Source organism: Agromyces mediolanus (assembly GCF_023715325.1).
GTDB lineage: Bacteria > Actinomycetota > Actinomycetes > Actinomycetales > Microbacteriaceae > Agromyces > Agromyces mediolanus_A.
Genome location: NZ_JAMBNX010000001.1, coordinates 612066 through 638296, shown reverse-complemented (window position 1 = coordinate 638296; position 26231 = coordinate 612066). Strand labels below are relative to the sequence as shown.

Below are 26231 nucleotides of genomic sequence, written 5' to 3'. Positions count from 1 at the left end.
GGTCGTGACGTCGTCGCGGCCCCTCCGAGCCGTCGGGCGACCGGTCAGGCCCGCGGCGCGAGGGCGACGAGCTCCATGCTGAGCGGCGCCCACTTCGTGCCCGGCCAGCCGTAGAGGCCGTGCCCCTGCGGCACTGTCGCCGGGAAGATGCGCCACGGCACCTGGTAGTGCTCGGCGAACTCCTCGACCGTGAGCCCCGCGTCGCGCAGGCCACCGAGCACCTCGCTCAGCGGGTGCATCCACTCCCAGGTGCGGGTGTGCTGCAGGCGAGCCTCGGGGTCGGCGTAATCCTCGCCGCTGTCGACCACGTCGGGCTCACCGCCCGCGTACGCATAGCGCAGGCTGGGCAGCCCGTCGGGCCCGTCGTCGCCGTCGAGCATGTAGGCGGTGGGATGCCCGTCGGCGAAGTAGAGCCGCCCGCCGGGTTTCAGGTACCAGGCGACGATGCGCGCCCACTCCGCCACGTCGGGCAGCCAGCCGATCGTGCCCCACGTCGTGAAGACCAGGTCGAACGACTCGGGCTCCGGCAGCAGGTGCCGGGCGTCGTAGACGTTCGCCTCGATGAAGCGGGCGCGCTCGGCGAGCCCGAGCTCACCGGCCATCCGCCTGGCCTCCTCGACCGCCGGCTGCGAGAAGTCGATGCCGACGACCGTCGCGCCGAGCTGGGCGAGCGAGAGCGAATCGGAGCCGAAGTGGCACTGCAGGTGCAGCACGCGCACACCCTCGAGCCCGTCGGGGAAGAGCCGCTCGACCCCGGCCGCCGCGATGGGGTCGAGCAGGCTGCCGCCCGCGCGCAGGGCGCTCCGATCGTAGAACTCGGACGCGACGTGCAGCGGCACCCGCTCGTCCCAGTTCGCGCGATTCTGTTCGAGCCACTCCCCCGCGCGCGGGTCGACGGTCACTGCCCGGCCGACTTCTCGGACTCCGCCAGCGCCACCATCTTCGAGACCAGGTCGGCGAGCTTCGCGTCGGCGGCGCCGTAGGCCGTCCAGTCGCCGGCGGCCAGCGCCGCCTGCTTGTCCGAGATGGCCTGCTTCGCCCGGTTCAGGAGCGACTGCATCTCGCTGCTCGGCGCGGTCGGGGTCGTGCCGTCACCGGGATCGGTGCTCGGCGCGTCGGGGGTGCCCCCGTCTCCACCCGTGTCTCCACCCGTGTCAGGCTCGACCTGCTCGTCACCGGCCGACGCCCCCGAATCACCGCCGAACAAGACGTTGAGCGCCTGATCGAGCGTGTCCTGGAAGGCGATCTGGTCGCCGAACGCGACCAGCACCTTCTGCAGGAGCGGGTAGCTCGTGCCACCGGTGGACTTGACGTACACCGGCTGCACATAGAGCAGACCGCCGCCGACGGGGACCGTGAGCAGGTTGCCGTTGATCACGTCGGACTGCCCCTGCTTCAGCAGGTTCAGCGACTGGGAGACGGTCGGGTCGGAGTTGAACTTCGCCTGCACCTGGCCGGGACCCGGCACGTTGTCGTCCTCGGGCAGCGTGAGCAGCCTGAGCTTGCCGTACCCCTCGGCGCGTTCGCCGTCGCTCGACCCGGCGTCGGAGTCCACGGCCAGGTATCCGCGCAGCACGTTGCGGCTGTTCTCACCGCGGGCGTCGGGGATGAACGTCGAGTACAGCGAGTACGCGGGCGAGTCCTGGCCCGGCATCTGCATCGTCAGGTAGTACGGCGGCTGCAGCGCGTTGCTCTGCGCGGGGGCCGTCGGCTCCTTCGGCGTCGTCCAGGCGTCCTCGCGCGAGTAGAACGGGTCGGCGTCGGTGACGTGGTAGCGCCCGAGCACGGCCCGCTGCACCTTGAACAGGTCGGACGGGTAGCGCACGTGGCTCATGAGGTCGCCCGACATCTTGCTGATCGGCTCGAGCGTCGAGGGGAAGACCTTCTGCCAGGTCTGCAGGATCGGGTCGGACTCGTCCCACGCGTACAGTGTGACCTTGCCGTCGTACGCGTCGACGGTCGCCTTCACCGAGTTGCGGATGTAGTTGATCTCGTCGAACGCGAGCGACGGCGCCGCACCCTCGCTGTCGGCGATCGCCTCGCTGAGGCTCACCTTGTTCGAGTACGGGTACTGGTCGGTCATCGTGTAGCCGTCGACGATCCAGACCAGCCGACCGTCCACCACCGAGGGGTAGGTGTCGGAGTCGAGCTCCAGGTACGGCGCGACCTTCTTGACCCGGTCGATCGGGTCGCGGTCGTAGAGGATCTGCGACTCCTCGTTCACCGCGTCGGAGAGGAAGATCTGCTCCGACTGGAACTTCAGCGCGTAGATGAGCTTCGTGAACGCGTTGTCGAGCTTGGGCCCGCCGTCGCCCTCGAACGTCGTCTCCGTGCGCTCGGAGCCCTCGGTGCCGGACGGGTAGTCGAGTTCGACCGCTTTCGAGCCCTTCGGCGCGCCGACGATCGAGTAGTTCGGGGAGTGCTCGCCGAAGTACACCCGCGGCTCGAACTCGCCGAGCGAACCGGTCTGCGGGATGCCCGACTGGATGAACACCGGCTGGCCGTCCGAGGAGCGCTGGTTGCCCGCCGCCGCGACGAGCCCGTAGCCGTGCGTGTAGACGATGTGCGTGTTGTACCAGGTGCCCGCATCGCTCAGGCCCTCGAGGTTGAGGTCGCGCACCGCGACGATGGCGTCCTGCGACTTGCCGTCGATCTCGTAGCGGTCGACGTCGAGGCTCTGCGGGAACTGGTAGTACTGCCGGAACTGCTCGAGCTGCCCGAACGCCTGGCTGATCTGCTGCGGGTCCATCAGGCGGATCGAGGCGGTGGTCTCGGCATCCGCCCGGAGCGCGCCCGGCTCGGCGTCGGTCTTCGCGGCGTACGGGATCTCCTCGACGCCCTCGACGCCGTAGGCGTCACGGGTGAGATCGATGTTGCGCTGCAAGTACGGTGCCTCGGCCGTTCGCGCGTTCGGCTCGACCTGGAAGCGCTGCACCACCCACGGGTAGATGGAACCGATGATGAGGCTCGACACGAGCAGCAGCACGGTACCGACGAGCGGCAGCCGCCAGCGACCCATGATGGCGGTGACGAAGAACAGGATGGCGACACCGATGGCGATCGCGGCGAGGATCCACTGGCCGGGGATCACGGCGTTGACGTCGGTGTAGCTCGCACCCGTGAACAGGGTGCCCTGCTCGGTCACCGTGCCGTACTGGTCGAGCCAGATGCTGACGCCCTGCAGCAGCAGGTAGAGCCCGGCGGTGATCGCGATCTGGATGCGCGCCGACTTGGAGATGACCACCTCGCGGCCGGAGATGCGGATGGCGCCGTAGAGGTAGTTCGTCGCGATGACGAGCAGGCCGGAGAGCAGCACGACGGCCGAGGCGAAGCCGACGATCGAACGGTAGAACGGCAGCTCGAACACGTAGAAGCCGACGTCGAGGCCGAACTGCGGGTCGGTCGTGCCGAACGGCGTGCGGTTCAGCCAGGCGAGCGCGGCATCCCAGCGTGAGGCGGTCGAGACGCCCGCGAAGACGCCGAGGACGACGGGGACGCCGTACATGGCGAGCCGACGAAGGGGCTCGAAGACCTCCTGGTAGCGGTCGAGCTGCGAGTTGAGCTTCGCGTACACCGGCCGCGAACGGTACGCGATGAAGATCGACGCCCAGACCGGCAGCGCCATCGCGACGAACCCGATCAGGAAGAGGGCGATCCGGGCGATCCACTCGGTCGCGAGCACGTCGAAGTACCCGAGCTGGCGGAACCAGAGGATGTCGGCGTAGACCCCGGCGAAGAGGAAGAAGCCGACGAGGAGGACGGCGACCACCCCGATCGTGATCGCGATGGGCGCCCTGCGGCGCGACGGACGGGGGTCTTGCGTCTCTGCTGACACTCTGGCCTCTGTGGTTCGGTTGGAACGGAGTCGGTCGGAATGGATCGAACACCCATCCTAGGCGGCCGAGTCTTGGAGCTTGCCCGGAACGGCGCGGTTCCGCTCACCCGCGATCACGGGGGGCGAGGCCGGTCAGCTCGCGCTGCAGCTCGCGTAGTCGCCGTCGACCTCGCCGTCGGCGACGTCCTCGACGATCGTCCGCGCCTGGTCGAGCGTCTCGACGGAGAACACGGTGAGGCCGTCGGGGATGTTGTCGACGACCTCGTTGCAGTTCGACGCCGGGGCCAGGAACCAGGTGGAGCCCGCATCGAGCGCGCCCCACATCTTCTGCCGGATGCCTCCGATCGGCCCGACCGCCCCGGCGGAGTCGATCGTGCCGGTGCCGGCGATGCTCTCGCCGCCGGTGAGGTCGCCGGGGGTCAGGGTGTCGACGATACCGAGCGCGAACATCATGCCGGCGCTCGGGCCGCCGACGTCGTCGAGCTGGATCTCGACGTCGAAGGGGAACTCGTAGACCATGCGCACCCCGATCCCGAGGATGGCGGTGCCGTCGTTGTCGACCGGGGTGAGCTCGACCTCCTGCTCCCCGCCGTCACGGGAGACGACGAGCACGGCGGGCGACTCGGTGCCGTGCGCTTGGACGACTTCGCGCAGCTCGCCGATCGAGTGGACCGCCTGCCCGTCGACGGACTCGATGACGTCGCCCTCCTGCAGCACCCCGGCCGCGGGTGTGCCCTCCGCCGAACCGGTCACGGTGACCTCGCGCGGGAAGTCGTAGCCGAGCTCGACGAGCGCGGCGGCGATCGCGTCCTGCTGGGAGTCGACCATCGCCGCCTGGTTCCTGGCGTCGCGGTCGCTCTCGCTGATGCCGGGCGGGAAGATCGCCTCGACCGGCAGCACCGACTTCGTGCGGTCGAACCAGGAGCCGAGCACCTCCAACCAGTTCGGCGTGCGCCCGGGCTTGCCGACGACGGAGACCGTGAGCAGATTGAGCTCGCCGTCCGTCGGATAGGTCTGCTCGCCGGGCACGGCGATGAGCGGACGCTCCTCGCCCTCGTGCTCCTGCGAGCCGAGGGTGTTGTAGACGGGGCCCGGCTGCTCGATCACGTAGGGCGAGGGCAGCAGCGCGAAGACCACGCCGACCACGAGGGCGACGCTGATCGCGGTCCAGCCGATGCGCTCCCGGAGCGGACGGCGGCCGGCACTCGGGTCGTGACGCCAGCGGGGGTCGGCCTGGGGCTCGTCCTCGAAGAGGCTCACGCGATCATCCTTCCAGGGTCTGCGATTGGCGCAGCTCGGGCGCTGTTCGCGAAGGGCGGACACCCGGAACGCCCAGCCTAGGCCATTTCCCAGTCACGTCACCGTGCGCCCGCGTTAGCGTTGAACCCGACGCGACTGGAGGTGGCGCACGTGGCCGATCGAGGCGATGACCCGAGCGAGCAGAACCCCGAGGAGGAGTTCCGCGAGATGCTCCGCGAGCTGCTCTCCGGCTCCGGCGGCATCGATCCGTCGAAGTTGGCCGGTGCTGCCGGCCTGCCGAACGACCCGGCGAGCATCGCCGCCCTGTTCTCCCAGCTGCAGCAGGCGATGAACCATGCCGACGAGGGCATCGACTGGTCGGTGGCGCTGAAGCAGGGCGAGCAGCACGCGGCGAACGGGCAGCGGCAGCTCGACGACGCCGAGCGCGCGCGCTTCGACCAGGCGTTCCAGGTCGCGGCGCTCTGGCTCGACGCGGCGGTCGACGTGACCGCGCTGCCGTCGCCGCCCGAGCTGCTCACCCGCCGTGCCTGGGTCGCGGCGACCATGCCGGTGTGGACGCAGCTCGCCGAGCCGGTCGCCCACTCCATCTCCGATGCGCTCACCCGCGTCATGAGCGAGCAGGCGCCCGAGGAGATGCGCGAGATGATGCAGGGCGCGAGCCGCATGATGCGCAGCATCGGCGGCGCGCTCTTCGCGATGCAGCTCGGCCAGGTCGTCGGGCAGCTGTCGGCCGAGGTGGTCTCGGGCGGCGACATCGGCATCCCGATCATCGAGGACGGCCGCGCCGCCGTGCTGCCGCAGAACGTGGCCGCCTTCGGCGAGGGCCTCGACGTCGACGCAGGCGAGGTCGAGCTCTACCTCGCGGTGCGCGAGCTCGCGCACGCGCGCCTGTTCCGGCACGCGAAGTGGCTTCGCCTGCACTTCATCACTGCGATCACCTCGTTCGCGCGGGGCATCGACATCGACACCGGCCGGCTCGAGGAGCTCGCCGAGGGCTTCGATCCCTCGAACACCGAATCGCTCCGCGACGCGGTCGTGAGCGGCGCACTGATCCGCCCGAAGAGCGAGGCGCAGCAGGCGGCCCTCGCCCGCATCGAGACCATGCTCGCCCTCGTCGAGGGGTGGGTCGACGTCGTCACGGCCGAGGCGACCACCCGACTGCCGAAGTCGGTCGCGATCGCCGAGACGATCCGCCGGCGTCGCGCGTCCGGCGGGCCCGCGGAATCGGCGCTCGCCACGCTCGTCGGTCTCGAGCTGCGCCCCCGCCGACTCCGCGAGGCCGCCGCGATGTGGCGCGCCGTGACCGACGCCGTGGGCATCGAGCAGCGCGACGCCATGTGGGCGCATCCCGACCTGCTGCCGTCGGCCGCCGACCTCGACGACCCCGCCGTGCTCGTCGCCCGTCTGACGGGCGAGACCCCGATCGACGCGGACGATGCCGAGTTCGACGAGGCCCTCGAGCAGTTGCTCCGCGGCGAGACGCCGGCGGGACCGGGCGAGGACGGCGAGGAACCGCCGAAGGCCTGACCGCCCCGCCCCGCCCCGTCGGGCGGTCGCACGCGGGCGATGCCACCGCCTGTGGATGACCCCGGCCGCCGGAGCCCGGCGTGCGTCAGGCTCTCGGGATGACCCTCCGACTCGACCCGGCGCTGCCCCTCGTCTGGCGTTCGCCGAACGAGCTCCAGCTCGGAGCGAGCCGCCCCGTGCTCGTGCTGCGCGACCCGGGCGAGCTCGAGAGCACCGTGCTCGCCCTGCTCTCCCGTGGGGCGAGCCCCGACGCGCTCCGCTCCATCGTCTCGACGCTCGGCATCCCGGCCGATCGGCTGCACGCGCTGCTCGAACACCTGTCCCCCGCACTCGAGCCGGCCGGGTCGACCGCCGACGCCGCGCAGCGGGACGCCACCGATCCCCCGGTCGTCGCGATCGACGACGCCGAGCCGCGTCTCGCCCGCGCCGTCGCGGCCGCCCTCGGCTCGATCGGCATCCGACCGGTCCTCGCCGCTCACGGCCCGGACCGCCCGGTCGCGGTCGTGCTCGCGGCCGCGTGGGTGGTGCGGCCGCGCGCCCACCTGCGCTGGCTGCGACGTGACGTCGCGCACCTCCCCGTGGTGCACGAGGGCGCCGCGGTGCGGGTCGGCCCGCTGGTCGTCCCCGGCCGGAGCGCGTGCCTGCGCTGCGTGGAACTGCATCGCCGGGATCTCGACCCGGCCTGGCCCGCCATCGCCGCGCAGCTCGCGACGCATGCGGCCGCGCCGCTGCCGGCCGCCGCGCTCGGAGTCGCCGCCGCGCACGCGGCCGCCGCGCTCGATCGCTTCCTCGGCCGGGGACCCGAGGCGGTCGTCGGGTCGTCGCTCAGTGTTCCCGTCTCGGGAGCGCCGCCGTCTCGCTCCCCGCACCCGGCGCACCCGGACTGCGGCTGTCGAGCTCCCGGAGGAAGCGCGACGGTTCCCGCTCCCCCCGCCCCACCGGACCGCGACGGGCCCAGCTCAGCGCCAGCCGCCGGCGCGCTCGGGTGAGCCCGACGTACAGCAGCCGCCGCTCCTCGTCGATCGCTTCGAGGCCCTTCGCGTACGCGATGGGGAGCAGGCCCTCGCTGAGCCCGACCAGGTGCACCTCGTCCCATTCGAGGCCCTTCGCGGAGTGCAGGGTCGCGAGCGTCACGGCCTGCACCGCGGGTTCGTGATGCGACTCGGCTCGCGCCCGGAGCTCGTCGGCGAACTGGCGGAGGGTCGTGCCGGGCGGCTGCTCGTCCACGAGGCCCGCGAGCGCGTTCAACGCCTCCCAGCGCGCCCGCACGGCGCCGGGCCCCTCCGGGGCGTTCGCCGACCAGCCGAGCGAACGCAGCACGTCGCTCACCGATTTGAAGAGCGGCTCGTCGCTCGGCACCAGCGCCTGCGCGCGCAACGCGTGCACCGCCTTCAGCACATCGGGCTGATCGAAGAAGCGCTGGGCACCGCGGAGCCGGTAGGCCACCCCGACGTCGTCGAGCGCGCGCTCGTACAACGCCGACTGCGAGTTCACCCGCAGCAGCACGGCGATCTCGGCGGCCGGCGCACCTGCGTCGATGGAAGCGCGGATGCGGCGCGCGACCTCGCGCGCCTCGGCCACGTCGTCGGCGAACTCGGCGAGCTGCGGCTCGACGGCCGGACCGCCCGCGGCCGCCTCGAGCCGCAGCGCCCCGGAGCGCCCCCGCATCAGCCGGTTCGCGGCGGCCACGATCGGCTCCGTCGAACGGTAGTTGCGCTCGAGCCGCACGACGGTCGCGTCGTCGTACCGACGCTCGAAGCCGAGCAGGAACTCGGCGCTCGCCCCCGCGAAGGAGTAGATGGTCTGGCTCGCGTCGCCGACGACGCAGAGCTCCTTGCGGTCGCCGAGCCAGAGCTCGAGCAACCGTTGCTGGGCCGGCGAGACGTCCTGGTACTCGTCGACGACGAAGTGCCGATAGCTCTCCCGCACGTGCATCGCGACGGACGGCTCCGACTCGATCATGCCAGCGGTCGCGAGCAGCACGTCCTCGAAGTCCATCGAGCGGCGTTCGTCCTTCACCCGTTCGTACTCCTGCATGAGCGCGAGCTGCTGCTCGGCGCTCAACGCGCCGGCCGGGCCCCGGCTCGCCAGCCGCGCCTCGTAGGCGGCCATCCCGACCACGGAGACCTTGCGCCACTCGATCTCGGCCGCGACGTCCCGCAGGGTCGCGGTGTCGACGCGCACCTTCAGCCGCTCCGCGGCGTGCCCGAGCAGCCGCCCCTTGTACTCGAGCACCCGGGGCGCCGGCCCACCGCCGGCCACGAGCGGCCAGAAGTGGTTCAGCTGGGCGAGCGCCGCGGCGTGGAACGTGCGCACCTGCACCCGACCGGCGCCCAGGGCGTGCAGCCGCCCCCGGATCTCGGCGGCCGCGCGCGCGGTGAAGGTGAGCGCCATCACCCGAGCCGGGTCGTAGGCTCCAGACGCGACCCCGTACGCGATGCGGTGGGTGATCGCCCGGGTCTTGCCCGTTCCGGCTCCGGCGAGGACGCACACCGGCCCGATGAGGGCCTCCGCGACGACGCGCTGCTCCTCGTCGAGCGCGTCGAGAAGCTCGTCCTCGGTGCTCACGAGCTCGGCCACGGCACATCCGTGGGCAGCGGCCCGCCGTACCAGTGCTCGAGCATCCACCCGGCGATGGAGGTGCCGGTCGGCAGGGAGAGCTCCTCGCCCGCCGCGGCGATGTCCTCACGGGAGAACCAGCGGAGCTCGAGGATCTCCTCACCGTCCGGGCGGGCGATCCCGGGGGCGGCGCCGGCGGCGAGCCGGGCCCGGAACCCGAGCATCAGGCTCGCGGGCAGCGGCCACGGCTGGGACGCGGCGTACTCGACCCGGTCGACCGGGATGCCGGCCTCCTCGCCGATCTCGCGGACGACGGCATGCTCGAGCGGCTCACCCGGCTCCACGAAGCCCGCGAGCAGCGAGAACCGCCGCTGCTCCCACAGGGCGTTCGAGCCGAGCAGCACACGGTCGTCGTCGTCGGTGACGAGCACGATCACCGCCGGGTCGGTGCGCGGGAACAGCTGACGCTCCTCAGCGACGCAACGCCGGACCCAGCCGGCGTCGGTCACCTCGGTGGGGCTGCCGCATCGCGGGCAGAACGGGTGGGCCTCGTGCCAGGCGGTCAGGGCGATCGCCTCGACCGCGAGCGCCTGGTCACGGTCGTCGAGGAGCGCCGCCGCGCGACGCAGCTGGGCCCACCGGCCCGCTTCGGCCTCGATCGTCGCGGCCGCCGCTTCGTCGTAGACGCGCAGCTCGACGGCCACCGACGTGCCGCCGCGCTCGATGCGGCCGAGGTAGCAGCGGAGCGTCTCAGCGGGAAGCCCGACCGGGGCGACGAACCCGAGCTCGGGTGCCGAGCCCTCGTGCTGCTCGGCGAGGAGCAGCCGACCGTCGTGGACGGGCAGCACGAGCGCCGAGGCATCCGCATCGAACCGCGACTCGCGCTCCGGATCGGCTCTCGCCCCGGCATCGCGATCGATTGCCGCGCGGGCCAGGGGCGGAAGGCTCGATTCGGGCATGACCACCTTTCGCATGGCGCTCGCGGACTCGTCGGCAAGGTGTGGCGGTCGCCCGGTCACAGGCGTCGGCTGCTTAAGCTGTGTGCCATGGCCAGACCCCCACTCACTCTAGCCGCGTTGGCGACGGCGGCGGTCCCCGGCCTCGAGGTCCGCGCGGTCCGGGTGCACACCCGCAACGGCGGCGGCTCCTACGACGCCGTCCGGCTCCGCACGAGCGACGATCGCGAGCTGCTCATCCGAGTGCCGCGAGACCAGACCGCCGAGACGGAGCAGTCCGCGGACCTGCTCGCGCTGCACGCGCTCACCGACGGCGTGCGGGCGATGCTGCCCTTCGAGCTCGCGGAATACGTCGGCCAGGCCCCCGTGGACGGGACGCGCGGGGTCGTGACGACCTTCGTGCCCGGACTCGGCCGGACGGCCGACGAGCTCACCGGCTCCGACGCGATCGCGGAGTCGGTCGGGCTCGCCATCGCGGCGGTGCACAATCTGCCGACGGGCTTCATCGGCGAGGCGGGGCTCCCCCGACGCAGCCCGGCCGAGGTGCGCGACGAGGTCGTCGCCCTCGTCGGACGGGCGACCGACACCGGCCACCTCCCGGCCGCGCTCCTCCGGCGTTGGGAGGAGGCGACCGACGACGAGTCGCTCTGGCGCTTCCAGCCGACGGTCGTGAACGGCCAGCTCGGCGCGGACTCGTTCCTCGCCATCGAAGACACGGTCACCGGCCTGATCGGCTGGTCGGAGCTCGGACAGGGCGACCCGGCCGTCGATCTGCACTGGCTCCTCACCGCCCGAGGCGGGTCCGCCGAACGCGCCCTCGAGACGTACCTGCTCGCCCGAGAGGGCGGCGCCGACCCGCACATTCCGCAGCGCGCCCTCCTCTACGGCGAGCTCGAACTCGCTCGCTGGCTGCTGCACGGCGTCGAGCAGCGCGACGAGGCGACGATCGCCGACGCGGTCGCGATGCTCGACGGACTCGTCGAGAGCGTCCACGACCGCTCGAGCGAACCGCTCTCACCGGAGACCGGTCCGATCCTCACGGTCGGAGACGTGGAGCGGATGCTCGACCGCACCCCGCCCCTCGATGCGCAGCGGGAACCCGCCGGTGCCATGCTGACCGACAGCTACGACTTCTCCGCGCTGCGGCGCCGCGAGGACGACGAGCTGGACAGCTCGATGACGGCCCCGATCCCGCTCGACCTCAGCGATTGGGGTGATGCCGCGCCGACGGGCACGGCGAGCGACGGCGGCGCTGAGGCGGGCGCGGGCGCGGGCGCGAGCGCGGATCAGCGTGGCAGCGCAGCCTCCGATGGGGCCTCGGCCGACGACGAGTCGCCGCTCCCGGACTCCGCCGACCGCAGCGCCGACGACCAGGCCCGCCGCAACTCCGCTTCGTCGTAGAGGCGCTCCGGGCGGATCTGGCGGTCGTCCTCGACGTAGTAGAAGACGGCGTCGATCTGCTCCGGCGGGATGCTCGCCCAGTTGGCGTATGCGAGCCGGTACAGGGCGAGCTGCGTCTGCCGGAGTTCGAGTTCGCGCTCCCCCTGCGGCGCGCGACCCGTCTTCCAGTCGACGACCTGATGACGCAGCCCCTGGCGCCCGAGCTCGCTGGACGGGTCGAGCTCGTAGACCGCGTCGAGCTTGCAGACGAAGACGTGCTCGTCGAGCGGCAGATGCAGCTCGAGCTCGACCGCGCTCGGGCGGCGGTGGCCCCACTCGGATGCCTCGAACGTCTCCTTGAGTTTGGCGAATCGCGCAGCCGAGCCGTCGACGAGCGCCGAGCCGGTCGGAGCGGGCGCGGAACCGGCACCGGATGGCGACTCACCACCGAGCTCGGGCGCCGGCCAGGCGAACAGCTCGTCGTCGACGGCGCCCTCCTCCCAGTCGAGCGCGTTGGCTTCCAGCTCGCCCGTCGAACGATGCTCGACCCAGCGGTGGAACAGCGTGCCGAGGCGGGTCGCCCGGTAGGGCCGCTGGGGCATCGGCCGACGCAGCTGCTCGGCGACGGCCGCCGCGTCGTCGACGTAGTCCTTGAAGCGCGAGGCCGGCACGCGCGCGGGGATCTCCGGTGTCGCCTGCCCCGCCATCCGCCGTCGCCGCTCCTCGAGCAGCAGGCGAAGCTGATCGCCCAGCCGTTGCCCGATGCCCGCCCCGCTCGGGCCGTCGGCAGCGGCGCGCACGGCCTCGGCGGCGCGCACCACTCCGAGTCGACGCCGGCCGAGCGGGTCGAGCGGCCAGCTGACCCGTTCTTCGCCGACCGCACGCGGGTTCTCGTCGGCCTCGGGGCGGTCGGGCAGCGCGGACGCCGGCACGAGTCCGTGGGCGACGAGTTCGCGGAGGAAGAGGCTCGGATGCCGCGGCTGCTTCTGCCCCGCCCACCATGAGCCGGTGAGCAGGAGCTCGTCACGGGTGCGGGTGAGCCCCACGTACGCGAGCCGGCGCTCTTCCTGAGCGTGGCGCTCACGATTCTCCTCGGCGAACCCGGCGACGGCCTCGTCGAACTCGAGCTGGCTCTGCACCCCTCGCCACATCAGCTCGGGCAGCTCATCGCGGTCGCCGCGGAACTCGTTCGGCAGTTCGCCGAACGCGAGCCAGCCCTTCGCGGAGCGCGGCTTGCCCGGCAGCTCGTCGGTCACGAGCCGCGGAATCGCGACGACGTCCCACTCGAGACCCTTCGAACCGTGGATGGAGAGCACCTGCACGGCGCCCGGCTCGGGCTCGTCCGGTCGGGGGGCCAGCCGATCACGTTGCTCGGCCTCGGTGAGCCAGCCGAGGAAGGCCCCGAGGTTCGGGTGCTCGGCGACATCGACGAAGCCCGCGAGCAACTCGTCGAACGCCTCGAGACTCGGCACGCCGAGCGGCTGATCGGCATTCGCGGCGACCTCGATGTCGAGGAGGAGCTCGTGCTGCACGAGGCTCACGAAGTCGACGAGGCCGAGTCCGGCGCGCCGGCGCAGCGACTGCAGCTGCGAGCCCGCCCGACGCATGCGGGCGAGCCCTTCGGCGGTGAAGGCGACGAGCGCGCGATGGTCGTCGGGCGCGGAGAGCAGAAAGTCGAGCGCGTCCACGATCGACGGCGACTCCTCGGCCGCGATCGAGGCGCGGAGCCCCGCGCGGACGCCGTCGTCGAGTCGGCGCATCGCCTGGTCGCGGTCGACCAGCCAGCGCGCCAGCCCCGCGAGCGCGGCGAGATCGGCGGGGCCGATCGCCCAGCGGGCACCGCCGAGGACCCGGACGAGCTCGGCGCCGGCCGTCGGATCGTGCAGCACCCGCAGCGTGCTGACGAGATCGGCGATCACGGGCTGGTCGAGAAGCCCGGCCACGCCGAGGACGTGCACCGGGACCCCGTGCCGACGAAGCGCGGCCGTGAAGACGTCGACGTTCGCGAAGGTGCGGCACAGCAGCGCCCCCGTGCGCGTCGCTGCGGCCGGCGTGCTCGTGCGCGACCGGCCGGCGCCGCCCGGCGTCGAGGATCGGGACTCGGCCGCGTCGGCGTGGCCCAGCCGTTCGGCGAACCAGCGGGCGATGTGTTCGGCCTCCTCGTCGATCGTCTCGGCCCAGGCGCACTCGAGGACGCCGTCGCCCGCGAAGGGCGAGGCCGCGAGCGGTGCCTTGTCGATGCCGCCGTCGAGCGGCTCGATGATGGCGTTCGCGGCGTCGAGCACGACGCGTGGATTGCGCCAGCTCGTCGAGAGGTCGTAGACGACGGCGTCGGCCCCGCTCGGCGGGCCCGCATCGTCGCGCACCGCTGCGAAGTCGCCGCCGAAGCGCGCGAGGTTGGCGGCGCTCGCCCCCCGCCAGCCGTAGATCGACTGGTCGGGGTCGCCGACCGCCATCACCGAGTGCCCCCGGAACAGCGCGGCGAGGAGCCGAGTCTGCACGACGCTCGTGTCCTGGTACTCGTCGAGCAGCACCGTGCGGTATCGCTCTCGGTGCGCGACGGCGACCTCGGGGTGCGCCAGGCAGATCTCGAGCGCGAGCGAAACCTGGTCGGAGAACTCGACGTAGCCCCGGGCCCGCTTCGCCTCGGCGTACGACTCGGCCAGCTCGAGCAGCGGCGGCAGCGCGTCGACCGCACCGAGCGCGGCGACGAAGGAGTCGTACGGGGTGCGCTTGCGCGGGGCGCCGATCGGCAGATCGGCGAGCCCGAGGAACTCGCGCGCCATCGCGCGCACGTCGCGCGCATCGGCGACGTTCTCGCCGAGCGCGCGGCTCAGCCCGAGCACGGCCCCGGTGACCTTGTCGAGCGAGGCGTCGAGTTCGACGAGTCTCGGATCGGCCGCCGAGGCCACGATCGAGCGGGCCAGCTGCCATGCGGATGCCTCGCCCAGCACGGCGGCGTCGGGCTCCCGGCCGATGAGCAGCGCGTGCTCGCGGTAGATGGCGCTGGCGAACGCGTTGTAGGTCGACACCGTGGCGGCCTCGAGCGGATCGAGGTCGAGTTCGGCGATGCCCTCTTCGACGAGCTGCGCGATGCGGGTGCGGATGCGCTCCGCGAGCTCCCCCGCCGCCTTGCGCGTGAAGGTGAGTCCGAGCACCTCGGGCACCTGCACCTGCCCGTTCGCGAGGAGCCACACCACCCGGTTGGCCATCGTCTCGGTCTTGCCGCTCCCCGCACCGGCGACGACGAGCGAGCGACCGTGCGGGTCGGCCTCGATGACCGCCCGCTGCTCGTCGGTCGGCGGGTGCAGCCCGAGCCGCGCGGCGATCTCGGCGGCGGCGATCATGCGGACACCGCCGGCACGAGGTGCACGCGGTAGTGCCAGGCGCCGAACCGCGAGCGCGGTCCGACCTCGACCGGCGACTCGAAGCTCGCGCCGCTCATGATCGCCGCGACGGCGTCGAGGCGCTCGCGGAATGCCTGCTCGTCGGCCTCCTCGAACGGCTGCTGCGCACGCTCGGTGTACTGCGCACCGCGCAACGGTCTGGCGAGATAGACGAGCTTCGCGCCGCCCAGGCGACCCAGATTCGGGACGCGGTCGTGCCGAGCCGCCAGCTGATAGGCGGCGAGCTGCGGATGCGCCGCGGTCTCGGCGGCCGTGGGCGGGGTGCGCCCGGTCTTGAGGTCGACGATCACGGTCGTGCCGTCCGGTGAGGCTTCGACCCGGTCGATGGTGCCGCTGAGACGCACCCGGCCGAGCTCGAGGGTGAACCGGCCCTCGGCACCGAGCAGGACTTTCGCATCGTCGGCGAACTGCCCCAGGTAGTCGGCGGCCCCCTCGACCATGCGCTTGGCCCCGCGGCGTTCGCGCTCAGCCACCCATCCGGCCTCGAAGCGGAGCGACGCCAACCGGGCCTCCACCCCGGCCCAGAGCGTCTCGAGCTCGGTCACGCCGCTCGCACCGGCCTCCTCGACGACGGCATGCACGATGGTGCCGATCGAGGCCGCGAGGCCGGACGGCGGCGAGGCCACCCGGTCGATGAACCACCCGAGCGGCGATTCCTCGGCCCGGTCGATCTGCGACGGCGAGACTGGGACGACGGCGTCGGGGTCGGCGTCGAGATCGACGATCGGGGCCACGCTCGACGGCGCGCGCAGGCCGTACCACTCCTCGGGGTGCGCGCCCGGAACGCCGGCCTCGGCCAACAGCGCGAGCGCGGGCGGTGCCTCGCCACCGGGGTCGGCGACCGCCTCGCGGCGCAGCGCGCCGACGAGCCCGCGCAGATGCATCGGACGCCGTCTCGGAGCCACGCGCTCCTCGGCGTAGCCGAGCAGCATCGAGGGCTGTTCGTCGTCGTTCGCGGTGCAGCTGAGGACGAGCTGCCTGGTCGCCCGGCTCGCGGCGAGCGCGAACAGACGCAGCTCGTCGCTGCGCACCGCGGCCCGGGCATCGGCGGCCGAGTCTGCGGCGGGCAGCGGCTCGCCCGCGCGGGACGCGGTGGCCACGGCCGGCAGCAGTGCGGCGTTCAACAGGGTGCCGCGCGGCCGGAGGTTCGGCCACACGCCCTCCTGCAGACCGGCCACGACGACGACCTGGAAGTCGCGTCCGATGAGCGCGGGCGCGGTGCCGACGAACACCGACTCGGCGGTGCGCTGCGGTGCGAGGGAGTCCTCCGGCAGCTCGCTCGAGAACTGCTCGTCGACGAACCGCGTCGCCGGCGCGCCGGGGGTGCGTTCGACGAAGCGCTGCGCGGCGGAGAACAGCGCCACGACCGCATCGAGCGCACGGTTCGCCTCCTCGGCCAGCACGCCCGTGCCCGCGGCCTGCGCCGCCCACTCCTCGGCCAACCCGCTGCGATCCCACAGCGACCAGAGGATCTCCTCGATGGTCGAACCGGTGCCGACTCGGCTGCGCGCCGCCGCGAGCACCCGCGCGAGCTTCGCAGCCCGGCGGCCCGCTGCGGCGTCGACCGTCTCGAATCCGCCCGGCGCGGACAGGGCGTCGACGAGCAATTCGTCGCCCGTGCGGTCGCCGCCGGCCGCGAGCTCCTCGTGCCGCAGCGCCAGGCGCAGTCGGCGCAGTCCCACCGGATCGAGCCGGCCGAGCGGGCCGGTGAGCAGTTCGACGGCGAGCTCGGGGGTCAACGGCTCCCGCTCGAGCACGAGCGACGCGGCGCGTAGCAGCGCCGCAGCGGCGGGGGCGTCCCGGAGGGCGGTGCGGACGAGCGCGCCGGCCGTCGGCACGTCGGCGAGCGCGAGCCCGCGCTCGAAGGCGGGCGCATCCGCCCCGGATCGCAGCACGACGGCCATCTGCGACCATGGCACGCCGTCGAGCAGGTGGCGCTCGCGCAGCAGCGCGGCGATCTGCTGGCACTCGGCCGCATGAGAGGGCGCCTCGATGCCGAGCACCGGGGTGAGCGGGTCACGCGGCTCTGGCTCGGACGGCGGGGCGGCCGCCCGGTGGCCGCCGCCGAGCGCCGCGCCGATGTGCCCGGTGACCGAGGCGACGAGGCGGCGCAGCTCCGGCCGGCCCCGGTGGACCTGCGTGAGTTCCAACCGCTCGGCCCGGGTGCCGAGCAACGATGACAGGGTGCCGAGCAGCTCGGGCCGCCCGCCGCGGAATCCGTTGCTCGCGACATCGGGATCGCCGAGCGCGACGACGTGCACGCCGCGGGCCGCGAAGGCGGCGAGGAGCGCGGCGGTCGCCGCAGTCGCCTCCTGCGCATCGTCGACGACGACGAGCCGCAGCTTCGCGAGAGTGCCGAGCGCCGTGGCCGCGCGCTCGTCGTGGACGCTGCGCTGCACGATCGCCGCGGCGAACGCGGCGAGCTCCGCGGAGTCGTACTGGCCGCCGCGGAGCTGCTCCTTCACCTCGAGGTACTCCTCGAGGAAGCGGCCCGCCGCGACCCACTCGGGGCGCCCCGTCTCGCGCCCGAGCCGGGCGAGCGTCGCCGGGTCGACGTGCGCCTCGACCGCGCGCATCATCAGGTCGCGGAGCTCGCTGCGGAAGCCGCGGAGCGCGCGCACCCGGGTCTCGAACGGCCACTCGGGACCGCCGCCGTCGGCCTCGGCCGCCTCGAGGAGCTCGGCGATGATCTGGTCCTGCTCGGCGCCCGTGAGGAGGGTCACCGGCTCGCCGGTGTAGGCGCGGACGAGCTGGAAGGCGAGCGAGTTGGCCGTACGCGCGAGCGGACCCCGTGTGGTCGCCCCCAGCCTGACCGCGATGCGGTCGCGCAACCGGCTCGCCGTCGTGCGGGTCGCGGCGAGCGCGAGCACCTCGTCGGCGGCGAAGCCGCCCTCGATGCGGCGCGCCACGAGCTCGATCGCGAGCGTCGTCTTGCCCGAGCCGGGCGCTCCGAACACCGCGGCCGACCGCTCGGTGCCGAGGTGCTCGAGTTCGAGCCCCGCGAAGGTCTCGTCGGTGAAGAGCGCTGGCTGCTCGACGAGGGCTTCGGGGCGGGGCATGCCGCCACGCTAACCCGTTCCGCCGACAGTGAACGCGAAGCACCGCCGTGGCCGGGTGACATAGGGTGAGAGCACGACGAGAAAGGCGCACAGTGGACGTTCGCATCGGCATCCAGAACTCCCCCCGTGAACTCGGTTTCGAGGCCGCGCAGACCGCGGCCGAGGTCGAGGAGGCCGTCACCGCGGCCCTCTCCGGGCAGTCGCCTTCGCTGCGCCTGAGCGACGAGAAGGGCACGGTCTACGTGATTCCCGGCACCGCGCTCGCCTACGTCGAGATCGGCTCGGAAGAGTCGCGTCGCGTCGGCTTCGTCGCCTGACATGGAACTCCTGTTCGTCGCCCTGGGCGGCGCGCTGCTCGGCCTCGCCGCCCGGTACGCGGTGCCCGGCCGGGCGACGCACGGCGTCGTGCTGATCCCGGCGATCGGCACCGCGGTCGCCGCCGTCGTGTGGGTGGCGCTCACCTGGCTCGGCTGGCCGTGGGACGGCGGCTGGATCTGGGTGGCGTCGCTCGCCGCCGCCGGCATCGTCTCGGCGCTCTCCGCGTTCCTGCTCGGCCCGAGCCGCGAGCGCCACGACGCCGAGCTGTTCGAGCGGCTCGCCCGCCCGGGCGCCGGCGCGAAGGCCTGACCCGAGGCATCCGCGAGGGTCCGAGCCTCAGGCGTCGACCGAGCCGCGGGCTCACGCGGTGAGGCCGAGTGCGTCCATCCGTCTGGTGTGCTCCGCGATGAGCTCGGTGAACACGGGCTCGACGTCCTCGCCGTGACGCGCTTCGGGCTCCGCCGCTTCGAGCGCCTTACGCGCCACGAGCAAGGTGTCGCCGACCAGGCTGCGCCCCCACAGGGCCAGACGGTCGGCGAGACCGGGCTCGTTCGCGATGGCCTGGGTCAGCAGCGTCTCGAGCACCGGGGCGCCTTGACGGTCGCCGAGGATGCCCCGCACCCGACGTGCGAGCTCCCCGGGGAGTCCTGCGGAGAGCCGGAGGAAGAAGTCGTCGAGCATGCCGGAGGTGAGGTGGATGCCGAGCAGCAGCTCGTGCCAGTCGGCACCGATCGTGAGCTGCCGGAACTGATCGGTCGCGGCGGCGAACATCGCCAGGTACTCGGCGGGGTCTGCATCGGCGCGACGCAGCTCGGCGATCAGGGCGTGGTGCTTCGCGAGCGCCTCACCGGAGGCGACCGAGAGCCCCTCTTTCGCCACGAGATCGGGCGCGGTGGCGACCGCCTTCGCGAGCGACTCAAAGAAGGCGAGCTGCAGGGACGCCGCCTGACCGAGGAACGGCAACGGGTCGGGCACCAGCTCGGTGAAATCGACCCGGGCGAGCTCGGTCGCGGCGACCCGCGGACGCAGCCGGGGCGCCTCAGCGCGCGGCCTGCGCCGCTTCAACCAGAAGACCACGTGCGACAGCTTATCGGCAGCCTGCACGGGCTCACGGCGCGCCTCCGTTAGTCTTAACGGGCTCGCGGGCGATGGACCCGCGGCCGTGCGCCTGTGGACGAATGCAGGGCGCACCTCATCATTCGCGCAGCGAACGCACACGACAAGGCAGAAGTTTTGACTACATTCACCGAGCTCGGCATCGCGTCGGACATCGTCGACGCCCTCGCCGGGAAGGGCATCGTGGATGCCTTCCCCATCCAGGAGCAGACCATTCCCCTCGCCCTCGCCGGGCAGGACATCATCGGCCAGGCGAAGACCGGAACCGGCAAGACCTTCGGCTTCGGCCTCCCGCTCATCCAGCGCCTCGGCGACGACCCGGAGCACGGGGTGAAGGCGCTCGTCGTCGTGCCCACCCGCGAGCTCGCGGTTCAGGTCACCGAAGACCTGGAGCTCGCCACCTCGAACCGCCCGACGAAGATCGTCTCGATCTACGGGGGCAAGGCGTACGAGGGCCAGATCGAGCAGCTGAAGGCCGGCGCCCAGATCGTCGTCGGCACGCCCGGCCGGCTCCTCGACCTCGCCAGCCAGCGACTGCTCTCGCTCGGCGCCGTGCAGGAGATCGTGCTCGACGAGGCCGACAAGATGCTCGACCTCGGCTTCCTCGCCGACATCGAGAAGATCTTCTCGAAGGTGCCGGCCGTGCGGCACACGATGCTCTTCTCGGCGACCATGCCCGGCCCGATCGTCGCGCTCGCGCGCCGGTTCATGTCGAAGCCGATCCACATCCGCGCGAACGACCCCGACGAGGGCCTCACGCAGGCGAACATCAAGCACCTCGTCTACCGGGCGCACTCGCTCGACAAGGACGAGGTGATCTCGCGCATCCTCCAGGCCGAGGGCCGCGGCAAGACCGTGATCTTCACCCGCACGAAGCGCGCCGCCGCCAAGCTCGTCGAGGAGCTCAACGACCGCGGCTTCAACGCGGCGGCCGTGCACGGCGACCTGAACCAGGACCAGCGCGAGCGCGCGATGGCCGCGTTCAAGGCCGGTAAGAAGGACGTGCTCATCGCCACGGACGTCGCGGCACGAGGCATCGACGTCGACGACGTCACGCACGTGATCAACCACACGATCCCCGACGACGACAAGACGTACCTGCACCGCGCGGGCCGCACGGGTCGCGCCGGCAAGACGGGCATCGCCGTGACGTTCGTCGACTGGGACGACCTGCACAAGTGGGCGCTCATCAACCGCGCACTCGAGTTCGGACAGCCGGAACCGACCGAGACCTACTCGTCGAGCCCGCACCTCTACGCGGACCTGGACATCCCTGCCGGCACCAAGGGGCGCCTGAAGCCCGCCGCCCCCACCGCGCAGGTCAACCGCTCGGCCACTGCCGGCCGCTCGGAGGGCGACGCCGAGCGCGCCCCCCGCAGCCGGAGCCGTCGTCGCACGCGCGGCGGCGCGGCGGTCGCCGAGGGCGCCGCGAGCACGTCGTCGCCCGAGTCCTCCGACGCCGACGGCGCCGCACGCGAGGTCGGCGCCGGCACGCACGACGGCAAGGGCAAGGAGCACCACGACGGCAACGCGGCTCCGCGTCGTCGCCGGCGCCGCCGCGGCGGCAGCTCGAGCGGAGCCGGCGCGAGCCAGGCCGCGCCGCAGGCCTGACCACCGCTCTCGTTCCGGAACGCCGGTCGCGCTCGCGCGGCCGGCGTTCCGTCGTTCGCGGGCACCGCCCGGCCCTGTTCCGTGCGCGCCGTGCGCCGCGCGCCGTGCGCCCCCGAGGCTAGGGGAGGACGGGGCTGCTCCCCCGCCCCTCGGCGATCAGCCGAGCGACCACCTGGGGCGCCGTGCGCTGCTCGCCGAGTCGGTTCGGTTTGCCGTCGCCGTGGTAATCGCTCGACCCGGTGATCGCGAGGTCGAACTGCGCGGCGAGCTCGCGCAGTCGCGGCAGCGCCGAGGGCTCGTTCTCGGGGTGGTCGACTTCGAGGCCGAACAGTCCGGCGTCGACGAGTTGCGCGAGTCGCGCCGGCGCGATGACCGCGTCGGAGCCGCGGGTGCCGGGATGCGCGAGCACCGGCACGCCGCCGGCACCACGGATCAGCCGGATGCCCGAGATCGGGTCGGGCGCGTAGTGCGGCTCGGCGTATCCGGAGCGCGGGTGCAGGATGCCGGCGAACGCCGCCGACCGATCGGGAGCGTGCCCGCGTGCGACGAGCGCGTCGGCGATGTGCGGCCGGCCGATGGTGGCCCCCTCCGCCGAGTGGGCGAGCACGTCGTCCCAGGTGAGGGGGTAGTCGCGGGAGATGCGGCGCACGATGTGCTCGGCGCGGCTCAGGCGCGACTCCCGGATGCGTCGGGTCTCCGCGACGAGCGCCGGGTCCTCGGGGTCGAGCAGATAGCCCAGCATGTGCACGCTGTGGTAGCCCTCACGTGTCGAGAGCTCCATGCCTGGGATGAGGGCGACCCCGCTCGCGGGCACGGCGGCCGAGGCCTCGGCCCAGCCGGCCGTGGAATCGTGATCGGTGAGCGCGATCGCCTGCAGGCCGGCCTCGGCCGCCTCGAAGAGGAGCTGCGCGGGCGCGCCGGTGCCGTCGGACACCGTCGAGTGCACGTGCAGGTCGGCCTCGAGGGCGACGGCGGGGGCTTCGGCCATCCCTCCATGCTATGCCCGCGGGGCCGGGGCGCTCCCCCGCGGGACGCCCCGGCGTGGCATCCCTCCTCCACACCTCCGCCTCAGGCGACTCCCAGTGATCGCACGGCGGATGCCCCGCCGCCACCCCACCCCGCCGCCTATCTTGGGAGGATGCTGCTCCGTCTGCTCGGCTGGCTCGTCGTGCTCGCCTCCGCCGTCATCGGCGCCGTGCTCGTGTGGCCGCAGGGCGTCGGGCTGCAAGACCAGTGGATCGCCGCGCACGTGGTCGCCCTGCGCGGCGCGGGGGTGCTCGTCGGCGTGATCGTGGCGGTGGTATTCGCCCTCGTCGCGCTCGGTCGGCGAGCGCGACGGTTCGCGATCGCGATGCTGACGGTGAGCCTGCTGTTCGCCGGCGGCAACGCCGCGGTGCTCGCGGTTCGCGGCGTCGGCGGCTCGGATGCCTCGTCGCCCGACGCCGTCACGGTCCTCGCGTGGAACACGCTCGGCGAGGAGCCCGACGCCTCGGTCGTCGCCGAGCTCGCCCTCGACCGCGGCGCCGACATCGTCGTCCTGCCCGAGACGACCGAGCCCTTCGGAGAAGAGGTCGCGCTCGCGATGCGCGAGGGCGGCAGCCCGATGTGGGTGCACTGGCAGGCGTTCGACGACATCGCCAAGGCCCGGTCGACGACGCTCCTCGTGTCGAGCGAGCTCGGCGAGTACACCGTCGTCACCCCGGACTGGCCCGGGCCGCCCGACAACACCAACACGGTGCCGTCCCTCGTCGCGGTTCCGGTCGACGGCGACGGCCCGCGGATCGTCGCCGTGCACGCGGTCGCACCGGTCCGCTGGGAGCTGCGCAACTGGCGGAGCGATCTCGGTTGGATCGCCGAGCAGTGCTCCGGTGGCAACGTCATCATGGCGGGCGACTTCAATGCCACGCTCGATCACTTCGCCGGCCTCGGCAGCGACGGCGGAGACCTGGGTCGCTGCGCCGACGCCGCGAACGCCGCGGGTGCCGCGGGCATCGGCACCTGGCCGACCGACGTGCCCGCGCTGCTCGGCAGCCCCATCGACCACGTGCTGGCGACCTCCGACTGGCGCGTCGAGTCGTTCCGCGTCATCGACTCGCTCGACGATTCCGGCAGTGACCACCGGCCGGTGGTCGCCTCCCTCGTCCGCACCGGCGGCTGACGGCGGCTGCCGGGGCGGTCTCGGCCGCCTCGGCGCAGCAGCTTCGGAGACGTCGGCTCGCGGTCGGCATCCACCTTCCTGGTGCGAGAATGGAGCCATGGCCACGAGCGACACTTCGACGACGACCGCGCCCGAGGGCGCGAGCGACCACAGCGACGAGCAGAGCGGGCGCAACGCGAACCGCTCGACGACCCCCGGGTCCGAGGGCTTCAAGCAGTTCATCGGCAGCGGGTGGGCCGAGCGCGACGAGGCGCTCCCCACCGCACGCCGTCAGGCGCCGTACGCCGCCGCGCGCCGCGCGGCGATCTCGGCGCAGTTCCCCGGGCAGCGCCTGGTGGTGCCCGCGGGTGACATGAAGCAGCGGGCGAACGACACCGACTACCCGTTCCGCGCCCACTCCGCGTTCACGCACCTCACCGGGTGGGGCTCCGACACCGAGCCCGGCGCCGTGCTCGTGCTCGAGCCGAACGCCGCGGGCGGGCACGACGCGACGGTCTACTTCCGCGAGCGCGCCGGCCGGGACTCCGAGGAGTTCTACGCGAACCCCGCGATCGGCGAGTTCTGGATCGGCGCCCGCCCCTCGGTCGCCCACGTCGCCGCCGAACTCGCGATCGAGGCCGCCGACCTGGCCGGGTTCGACGCGGTCGTCGACGCCACCGACACGTCGACGCTCATCGTCCGCGAGGCCGACCCCGCCGTGACCGAGCGCGTCGACCACGCCCGCATCCGATTCGCCGCCGAGCGAGCCCTCAGCGAGAACGCGCAGGACGCCCCCTTCTCCCTCGAGGTCGGCGGCGAGCACGAGCCCGACGCCGACTTCGCGCGCGCCTTGAGCGAGCTGCGGCTGACGAAGGACGAGTTCGAGCTCGCCGAGCTCCGCGCCGCCGTCGACGCCACGCAGCGCGGCTTCACCGAGGTGCTGCAGGAACTCCCCCGCATCACGAGCGAGGTGCGCGGTGAGCGGGTCATCGAGGGCGTGTTCGCCACTCGCGCCCGCCTCGAGGGCAACGACGTCGGGTACGGCTCCATCGCTGCGGCCGGTCCGCACGCGACGATCCTGCACTGGACCCGAAACGACGGCCCCGTCGTGCCGGGCGACCTCGTGCTGCTCGACGCCGGCGTCGAGATGGACAGCTACTACACCGCCGACATCACCCGCACCTTCCCGGTGAACGGCGAGTTCAGCGCGGTGCAGCGCCAGGTCTACGACGCGGTGCTCGAGGCGGCCGACGCGGCCTTCGCGATCGTGCGCCCCGGCATCGTCTTCCGCGAGGTGCACGCCGCAGCCATGGCCGTGATCGCCCGCAAGACGGCGGAGTGGGGCTTCCTGCCCGTCTCGGCCGAGGAGTCGCTGCAGCCCGAGAACCAGTTCCACCGCCGCTACATGGTGCACGGCACGAGCCACCACCTCGGTCTCGACGTGCACGATTGCGCGCAGGCCCGTCGTGAGCTCTACCTCGACGGCGAGTTGCAGGAAGGCATGGTCTTCACCATCGAGCCCGGCCTCTACTTCCAGCCCGACGACCTGACCGTACCCGAGGAGTTCCGCGGCATCGGCGTGCGCATCGAGGACGACATCGTCGTCACCGCCGACGGCGCGGTGAACCTCTCGGCCGCCATCCCCCGCACGGCGGCCGAGGTCGAGGCCTGGGTCCAGGGAGCCCGGGGCTGAGGCTCCCGGTTCCCCTCCGCGCCGTTGCGCGTCGGACTCGTGGTGCCGGAGCGGCCGGTCGAGCGGCGAGTCGCACGATGATCGCGCAGCGCGTCGTCCTGGGCCGGCGCGCCGGACGTTTCGTCGTGCGACTCGCCCGAGTCTGAGACGGCTCCCGGCCCGATGCCGGGACTCGCGGTCAGCCGCGCGGGCGCTCGGGGTCGCCGCTCGGCGGTTCGGTGGTCGAGTCGGGCTCGGCGGGCGCGGATGCCTCGGCGGCTGCCGCCTCCCGCGCGGCCTGCTCGGTCGCCGCACGCTGCTCCGCCGCCCGCGCCGCGGCTTCGCGAGCACGGGCGCGCCGCTCGGCGTCGAGTGCCTCGCCGTAGGTCAGCGGGCGGCCTTCCTCGGCCGAGCCCTGTGCCGGCGCCGCCGGGGCGGTCGGTGCCGCCGAGGCATCCGGTGCCGTCGAGGCATCCGCGACGGGCGCGGCGCTGCTGGTGGACCGGGCCGCGTCCTCGCGGGAGGACCAGCCGGACGACCAGCCGGCGGCCGGCGGGGTCGCGGGCGGGGCGTCGACGCCGAGCACGTTGCGCGCGCGGTCGACGTGCTGCGGCTCGGCGATGATCGCGTAGCGGGTGGCGAGCACCTGCATCACCGAGGTGAAGTCCCGGCGGCGACGGTTGATCGAGTAGGAGACGAGGCCGAACACCATCCCGAAGCCGGCGCCGATGAGCACCGCGGCGCCCAGGATGCCGAGCGTCGGGCCACTCGGCGCGAAGATGAAGAACAGCAGCCCGAGGAAGAGACCGAACCAGGCGCCCGACAGCGCGCCGCCGCCCGCGACCCGGCCCCAGGTGAGCTTTCCGGTGATGCGCTCGACGCTCGTGAGGTCGGTGCCGACGATCGCGAGCTCCTTCACGGGGAACTCGGCCTTCGCCAGCTGATCGACTGCGGCCTGCGCCTCGGCGTAGGTCTCGTAGCTCGCGACCGTCTCGCCCTTGGGCAGGGTCGGGAACGCTTGGGCCAGGCGACCGCCGAACGGCGAGGAGCTGCTCATGGCGCCATTGTCCCACGCAGAGCTTCGCCGAGCCGGAGAATCGCGCCCGGAACGCACGTGCCAGGAGCGAACAGGCCCCTCGGCCGTGGAGCCACTGGTTCGCTGAGCCTGTCGAAGCGCCCCCTGGTTCGCTGAGCTCGTCGAAGCGCCCCCCCCGTTTGCTGAGCTCGTCGAAGCGCCCCCCTGGTTCGCTGAGCCTGTCGAAGCGCCCCTCGACGAGCTCGGGGAACCACCGGGCCCCTCGACAAGCTCGGGGAACCACCCCTCGACAGGCTCGGGGACCATCGGCCCGAAGCCGCCGCGCTCCCCGGCGTCGCACTCAGGACCGGGGACTAGG

17 protein-coding genes are annotated in these 26231 nt (G+C 72.9%); 7 read left to right on the top strand and 10 right to left on the bottom strand.

The window, feature by feature from the left end; translation table 11 throughout:
• Window positions 1-44: 44 nt before the first annotated feature.
• From M3147_RS02935 to M3147_RS19475, 3 genes are all read right to left on the bottom strand, one after another.
• Complete coding sequence (locus M3147_RS02935) at window positions 45-902, bottom strand: class I SAM-dependent methyltransferase (protein ID WP_251201961.1); 858 nt, start codon at window positions 900-902, stop codon at window positions 45-47.
• The gene (locus M3147_RS02930) at window positions 899-3835 is read right to left on the bottom strand and encodes a UPF0182 family membrane protein (RefSeq protein WP_251201960.1); all 2937 of its coding nucleotides are present in this window, start codon (window positions 3833-3835) and stop codon (window positions 899-901) included. Before M3147_RS02930 ends, M3147_RS02935 begins: the two co-directional genes overlap by 4 nt.
• Before the next feature lie 132 nt (window positions 3836-3967).
• Window positions 3968-5095 (bottom strand): YlbL family protein, encoded by a 1128-nt coding sequence (locus tag M3147_RS19475; protein WP_251201959.1) that lies wholly within the window; start codon window positions 5093-5095, stop codon window positions 3968-3970.
• Window positions 5096-5302: 207 nt separating this feature from the next.
• Between M3147_RS19475 and M3147_RS02920 the strand changes: the two genes are divergently transcribed.
• The gene (locus tag M3147_RS02920; RefSeq protein ID WP_251202147.1) at window positions 5303-6622 is read left to right on the top strand and encodes a zinc-dependent metalloprotease; all 1320 of its coding nucleotides are present in this window, start codon (window positions 5303-5305) and stop codon (window positions 6620-6622) included.
• Window positions 6623-7447: 825 nt separating this feature from the next.
• On the opposite strand, the gene M3147_RS02915 is transcribed toward M3147_RS02920, so the two are convergent.
• Both M3147_RS02915 and nudC read right to left on the bottom strand, forming a co-directional pair.
• Complete coding sequence (locus tag M3147_RS02915; protein ID WP_251201958.1) at window positions 7448-9202, bottom strand: ATP-dependent helicase; 1755 nt, start codon at window positions 9200-9202, stop codon at window positions 7448-7450.
• Complete coding sequence (gene nudC / locus M3147_RS02910) at window positions 9187-10140, bottom strand: NAD(+) diphosphatase (protein WP_251201957.1); 954 nt, start codon at window positions 10138-10140, stop codon at window positions 9187-9189. The genes M3147_RS02915 and nudC overlap by 16 nt, the downstream gene beginning before the upstream one ends.
• Window positions 10141-10227: 87 nt before the next feature.
• Between nudC and M3147_RS02905 the strand changes: the two genes are divergently transcribed.
• Window positions 10228-11538 carry a phosphotransferase gene (locus M3147_RS02905; protein WP_251201956.1) on the top strand — a complete coding sequence of 437 codons (1311 nt, stop codon included), beginning with the start codon at window positions 10228-10230 and terminating at the stop codon, window positions 11536-11538.
• Here M3147_RS02905 and M3147_RS02900 read toward each other — a convergent pair.
• Window positions 11424-14864 (bottom strand): ATP-dependent DNA helicase, encoded by a 3441-nt coding sequence (locus M3147_RS02900; protein WP_251201955.1) that lies wholly within the window; start codon window positions 14862-14864, stop codon window positions 11424-11426. The genes M3147_RS02905 and M3147_RS02900 overlap by 115 nt on opposite strands.
• Window positions 14861-17983: a UrvD/REP family ATP-dependent DNA helicase gene (locus M3147_RS02895; RefSeq protein ID WP_251201954.1), complete on the bottom strand. Its 3123-nt coding sequence runs from the start codon at window positions 17981-17983 to the stop codon at window positions 14861-14863. The genes M3147_RS02900 and M3147_RS02895 overlap by 4 nt, the downstream gene beginning before the upstream one ends.
• 92 nt (window positions 17984-18075) lie before the next feature.
• Between M3147_RS02895 and M3147_RS02890 the strand changes: the two genes are divergently transcribed.
• Complete coding sequence (locus tag M3147_RS02890; RefSeq protein WP_251201953.1) at window positions 18076-18300, top strand: DUF3107 domain-containing protein; 225 nt, start codon at window positions 18076-18078, stop codon at window positions 18298-18300.
• Between the two features lies 1 nt (window position 18301).
• Window positions 18302-18610, top strand: a complete 309-nt coding sequence (locus M3147_RS02885) for a hypothetical protein (protein WP_251201952.1) — start codon at window positions 18302-18304, stop codon at window positions 18608-18610.
• Window positions 18611-18661: 51 nt separating this feature from the next.
• Here the strand turns inward: M3147_RS02885 and M3147_RS02880 are convergent, their stop codons facing one another.
• On the bottom strand, window positions 18662-19378 hold the full coding sequence (locus M3147_RS02880; protein WP_251201951.1) for a ferritin-like fold-containing protein: 717 nt from the start codon (window positions 19376-19378) through the stop codon (window positions 18662-18664).
• A gap of 156 nt (window positions 19379-19534) precedes the next feature.
• On the opposite strand from M3147_RS02880, the gene M3147_RS02875 reads away from it, so the two are divergent.
• Window positions 19535-21028, top strand: a complete 1494-nt coding sequence (locus tag M3147_RS02875) for a DEAD/DEAH box helicase (protein ID WP_251201950.1) — start codon at window positions 19535-19537, stop codon at window positions 21026-21028.
• A 118-nt stretch (window positions 21029-21146) separates the two neighbouring features.
• Here M3147_RS02875 and M3147_RS02870 read toward each other — a convergent pair whose 3' ends face one another.
• Window positions 21147-22016 carry a PHP domain-containing protein gene (locus M3147_RS02870; RefSeq protein WP_251201949.1) on the bottom strand — a complete coding sequence of 290 codons (870 nt, stop codon included), beginning with the start codon at window positions 22014-22016 and terminating at the stop codon, window positions 21147-21149.
• 150 nt (window positions 22017-22166) lie between these two features.
• Between M3147_RS02870 and M3147_RS02865 the strand changes: the two genes are divergently transcribed.
• Both M3147_RS02865 and M3147_RS02860 read left to right on the top strand, forming a co-directional pair.
• Window positions 22167-23186: an endonuclease/exonuclease/phosphatase family protein gene (locus M3147_RS02865; RefSeq protein WP_308201038.1), complete on the top strand. Its 1020-nt coding sequence runs from the start codon at window positions 22167-22169 to the stop codon at window positions 23184-23186.
• A 97-nt stretch (window positions 23187-23283) separates the two neighbouring features.
• The gene (locus M3147_RS02860) at window positions 23284-24858 is read left to right on the top strand and encodes an aminopeptidase P family protein (RefSeq protein ID WP_251201948.1); all 1575 of its coding nucleotides are present in this window, start codon (window positions 23284-23286) and stop codon (window positions 24856-24858) included.
• Between the two features lie 178 nt (window positions 24859-25036).
• Here M3147_RS02860 and M3147_RS02855 read toward each other — a convergent pair whose 3' ends face one another.
• Complete coding sequence (locus M3147_RS02855) at window positions 25037-25894, bottom strand: general stress protein (protein WP_251201947.1); 858 nt, start codon at window positions 25892-25894, stop codon at window positions 25037-25039.
• Between the last annotated feature and the right edge of the window lie 337 nt (window positions 25895-26231).

Coding starts and splice junctions, on each gene's coding strand:
- M3147_RS02920 (WP_251202147.1), top strand. CDS start 5,303: ATGCTCCGCGAGCTGCTCTCCGGCTCCGGCGGCATCGATCCGTCGAAG.
- nudC (WP_251201957.1), bottom strand. CDS start 10,140: ATGCCCGAATCGAGCCTTCCGCCCCTGGCCCGCGCGGCAATCGATCGC.
- M3147_RS02905 (WP_251201956.1), top strand. CDS start 10,228: ATGGCCAGACCCCCACTCACTCTAGCCGCGTTGGCGACGGCGGCGGTC.
- M3147_RS02900 (WP_251201955.1), bottom strand. CDS start 14,864: ATGATCGCCGCCGCCGAGATCGCCGCGCGGCTCGGGCTGCACCCGCCG.
- M3147_RS02895 (WP_251201954.1), bottom strand. CDS start 17,983: ATGCCCCGCCCCGAAGCCCTCGTCGAGCAGCCAGCGCTCTTCACCGAC.
- M3147_RS02885 (WP_251201952.1), top strand. CDS start 18,302: ATGGAACTCCTGTTCGTCGCCCTGGGCGGCGCGCTGCTCGGCCTCGCC.
- M3147_RS02870 (WP_251201949.1), bottom strand. CDS start 22,016: ATGGCCGAAGCCCCCGCCGTCGCCCTCGAGGCCGACCTGCACGTGCAC.
- M3147_RS02865 (WP_308201038.1), top strand. CDS start 22,167: ATGCTGCTCCGTCTGCTCGGCTGGCTCGTCGTGCTCGCCTCCGCCGTC.
- M3147_RS02860 (WP_251201948.1), top strand. CDS start 23,284: ATGGCCACGAGCGACACTTCGACGACGACCGCGCCCGAGGGCGCGAGC.
- M3147_RS02855 (WP_251201947.1), bottom strand. CDS start 25,894: ATGAGCAGCTCCTCGCCGTTCGGCGGTCGCCTGGCCCAAGCGTTCCCG.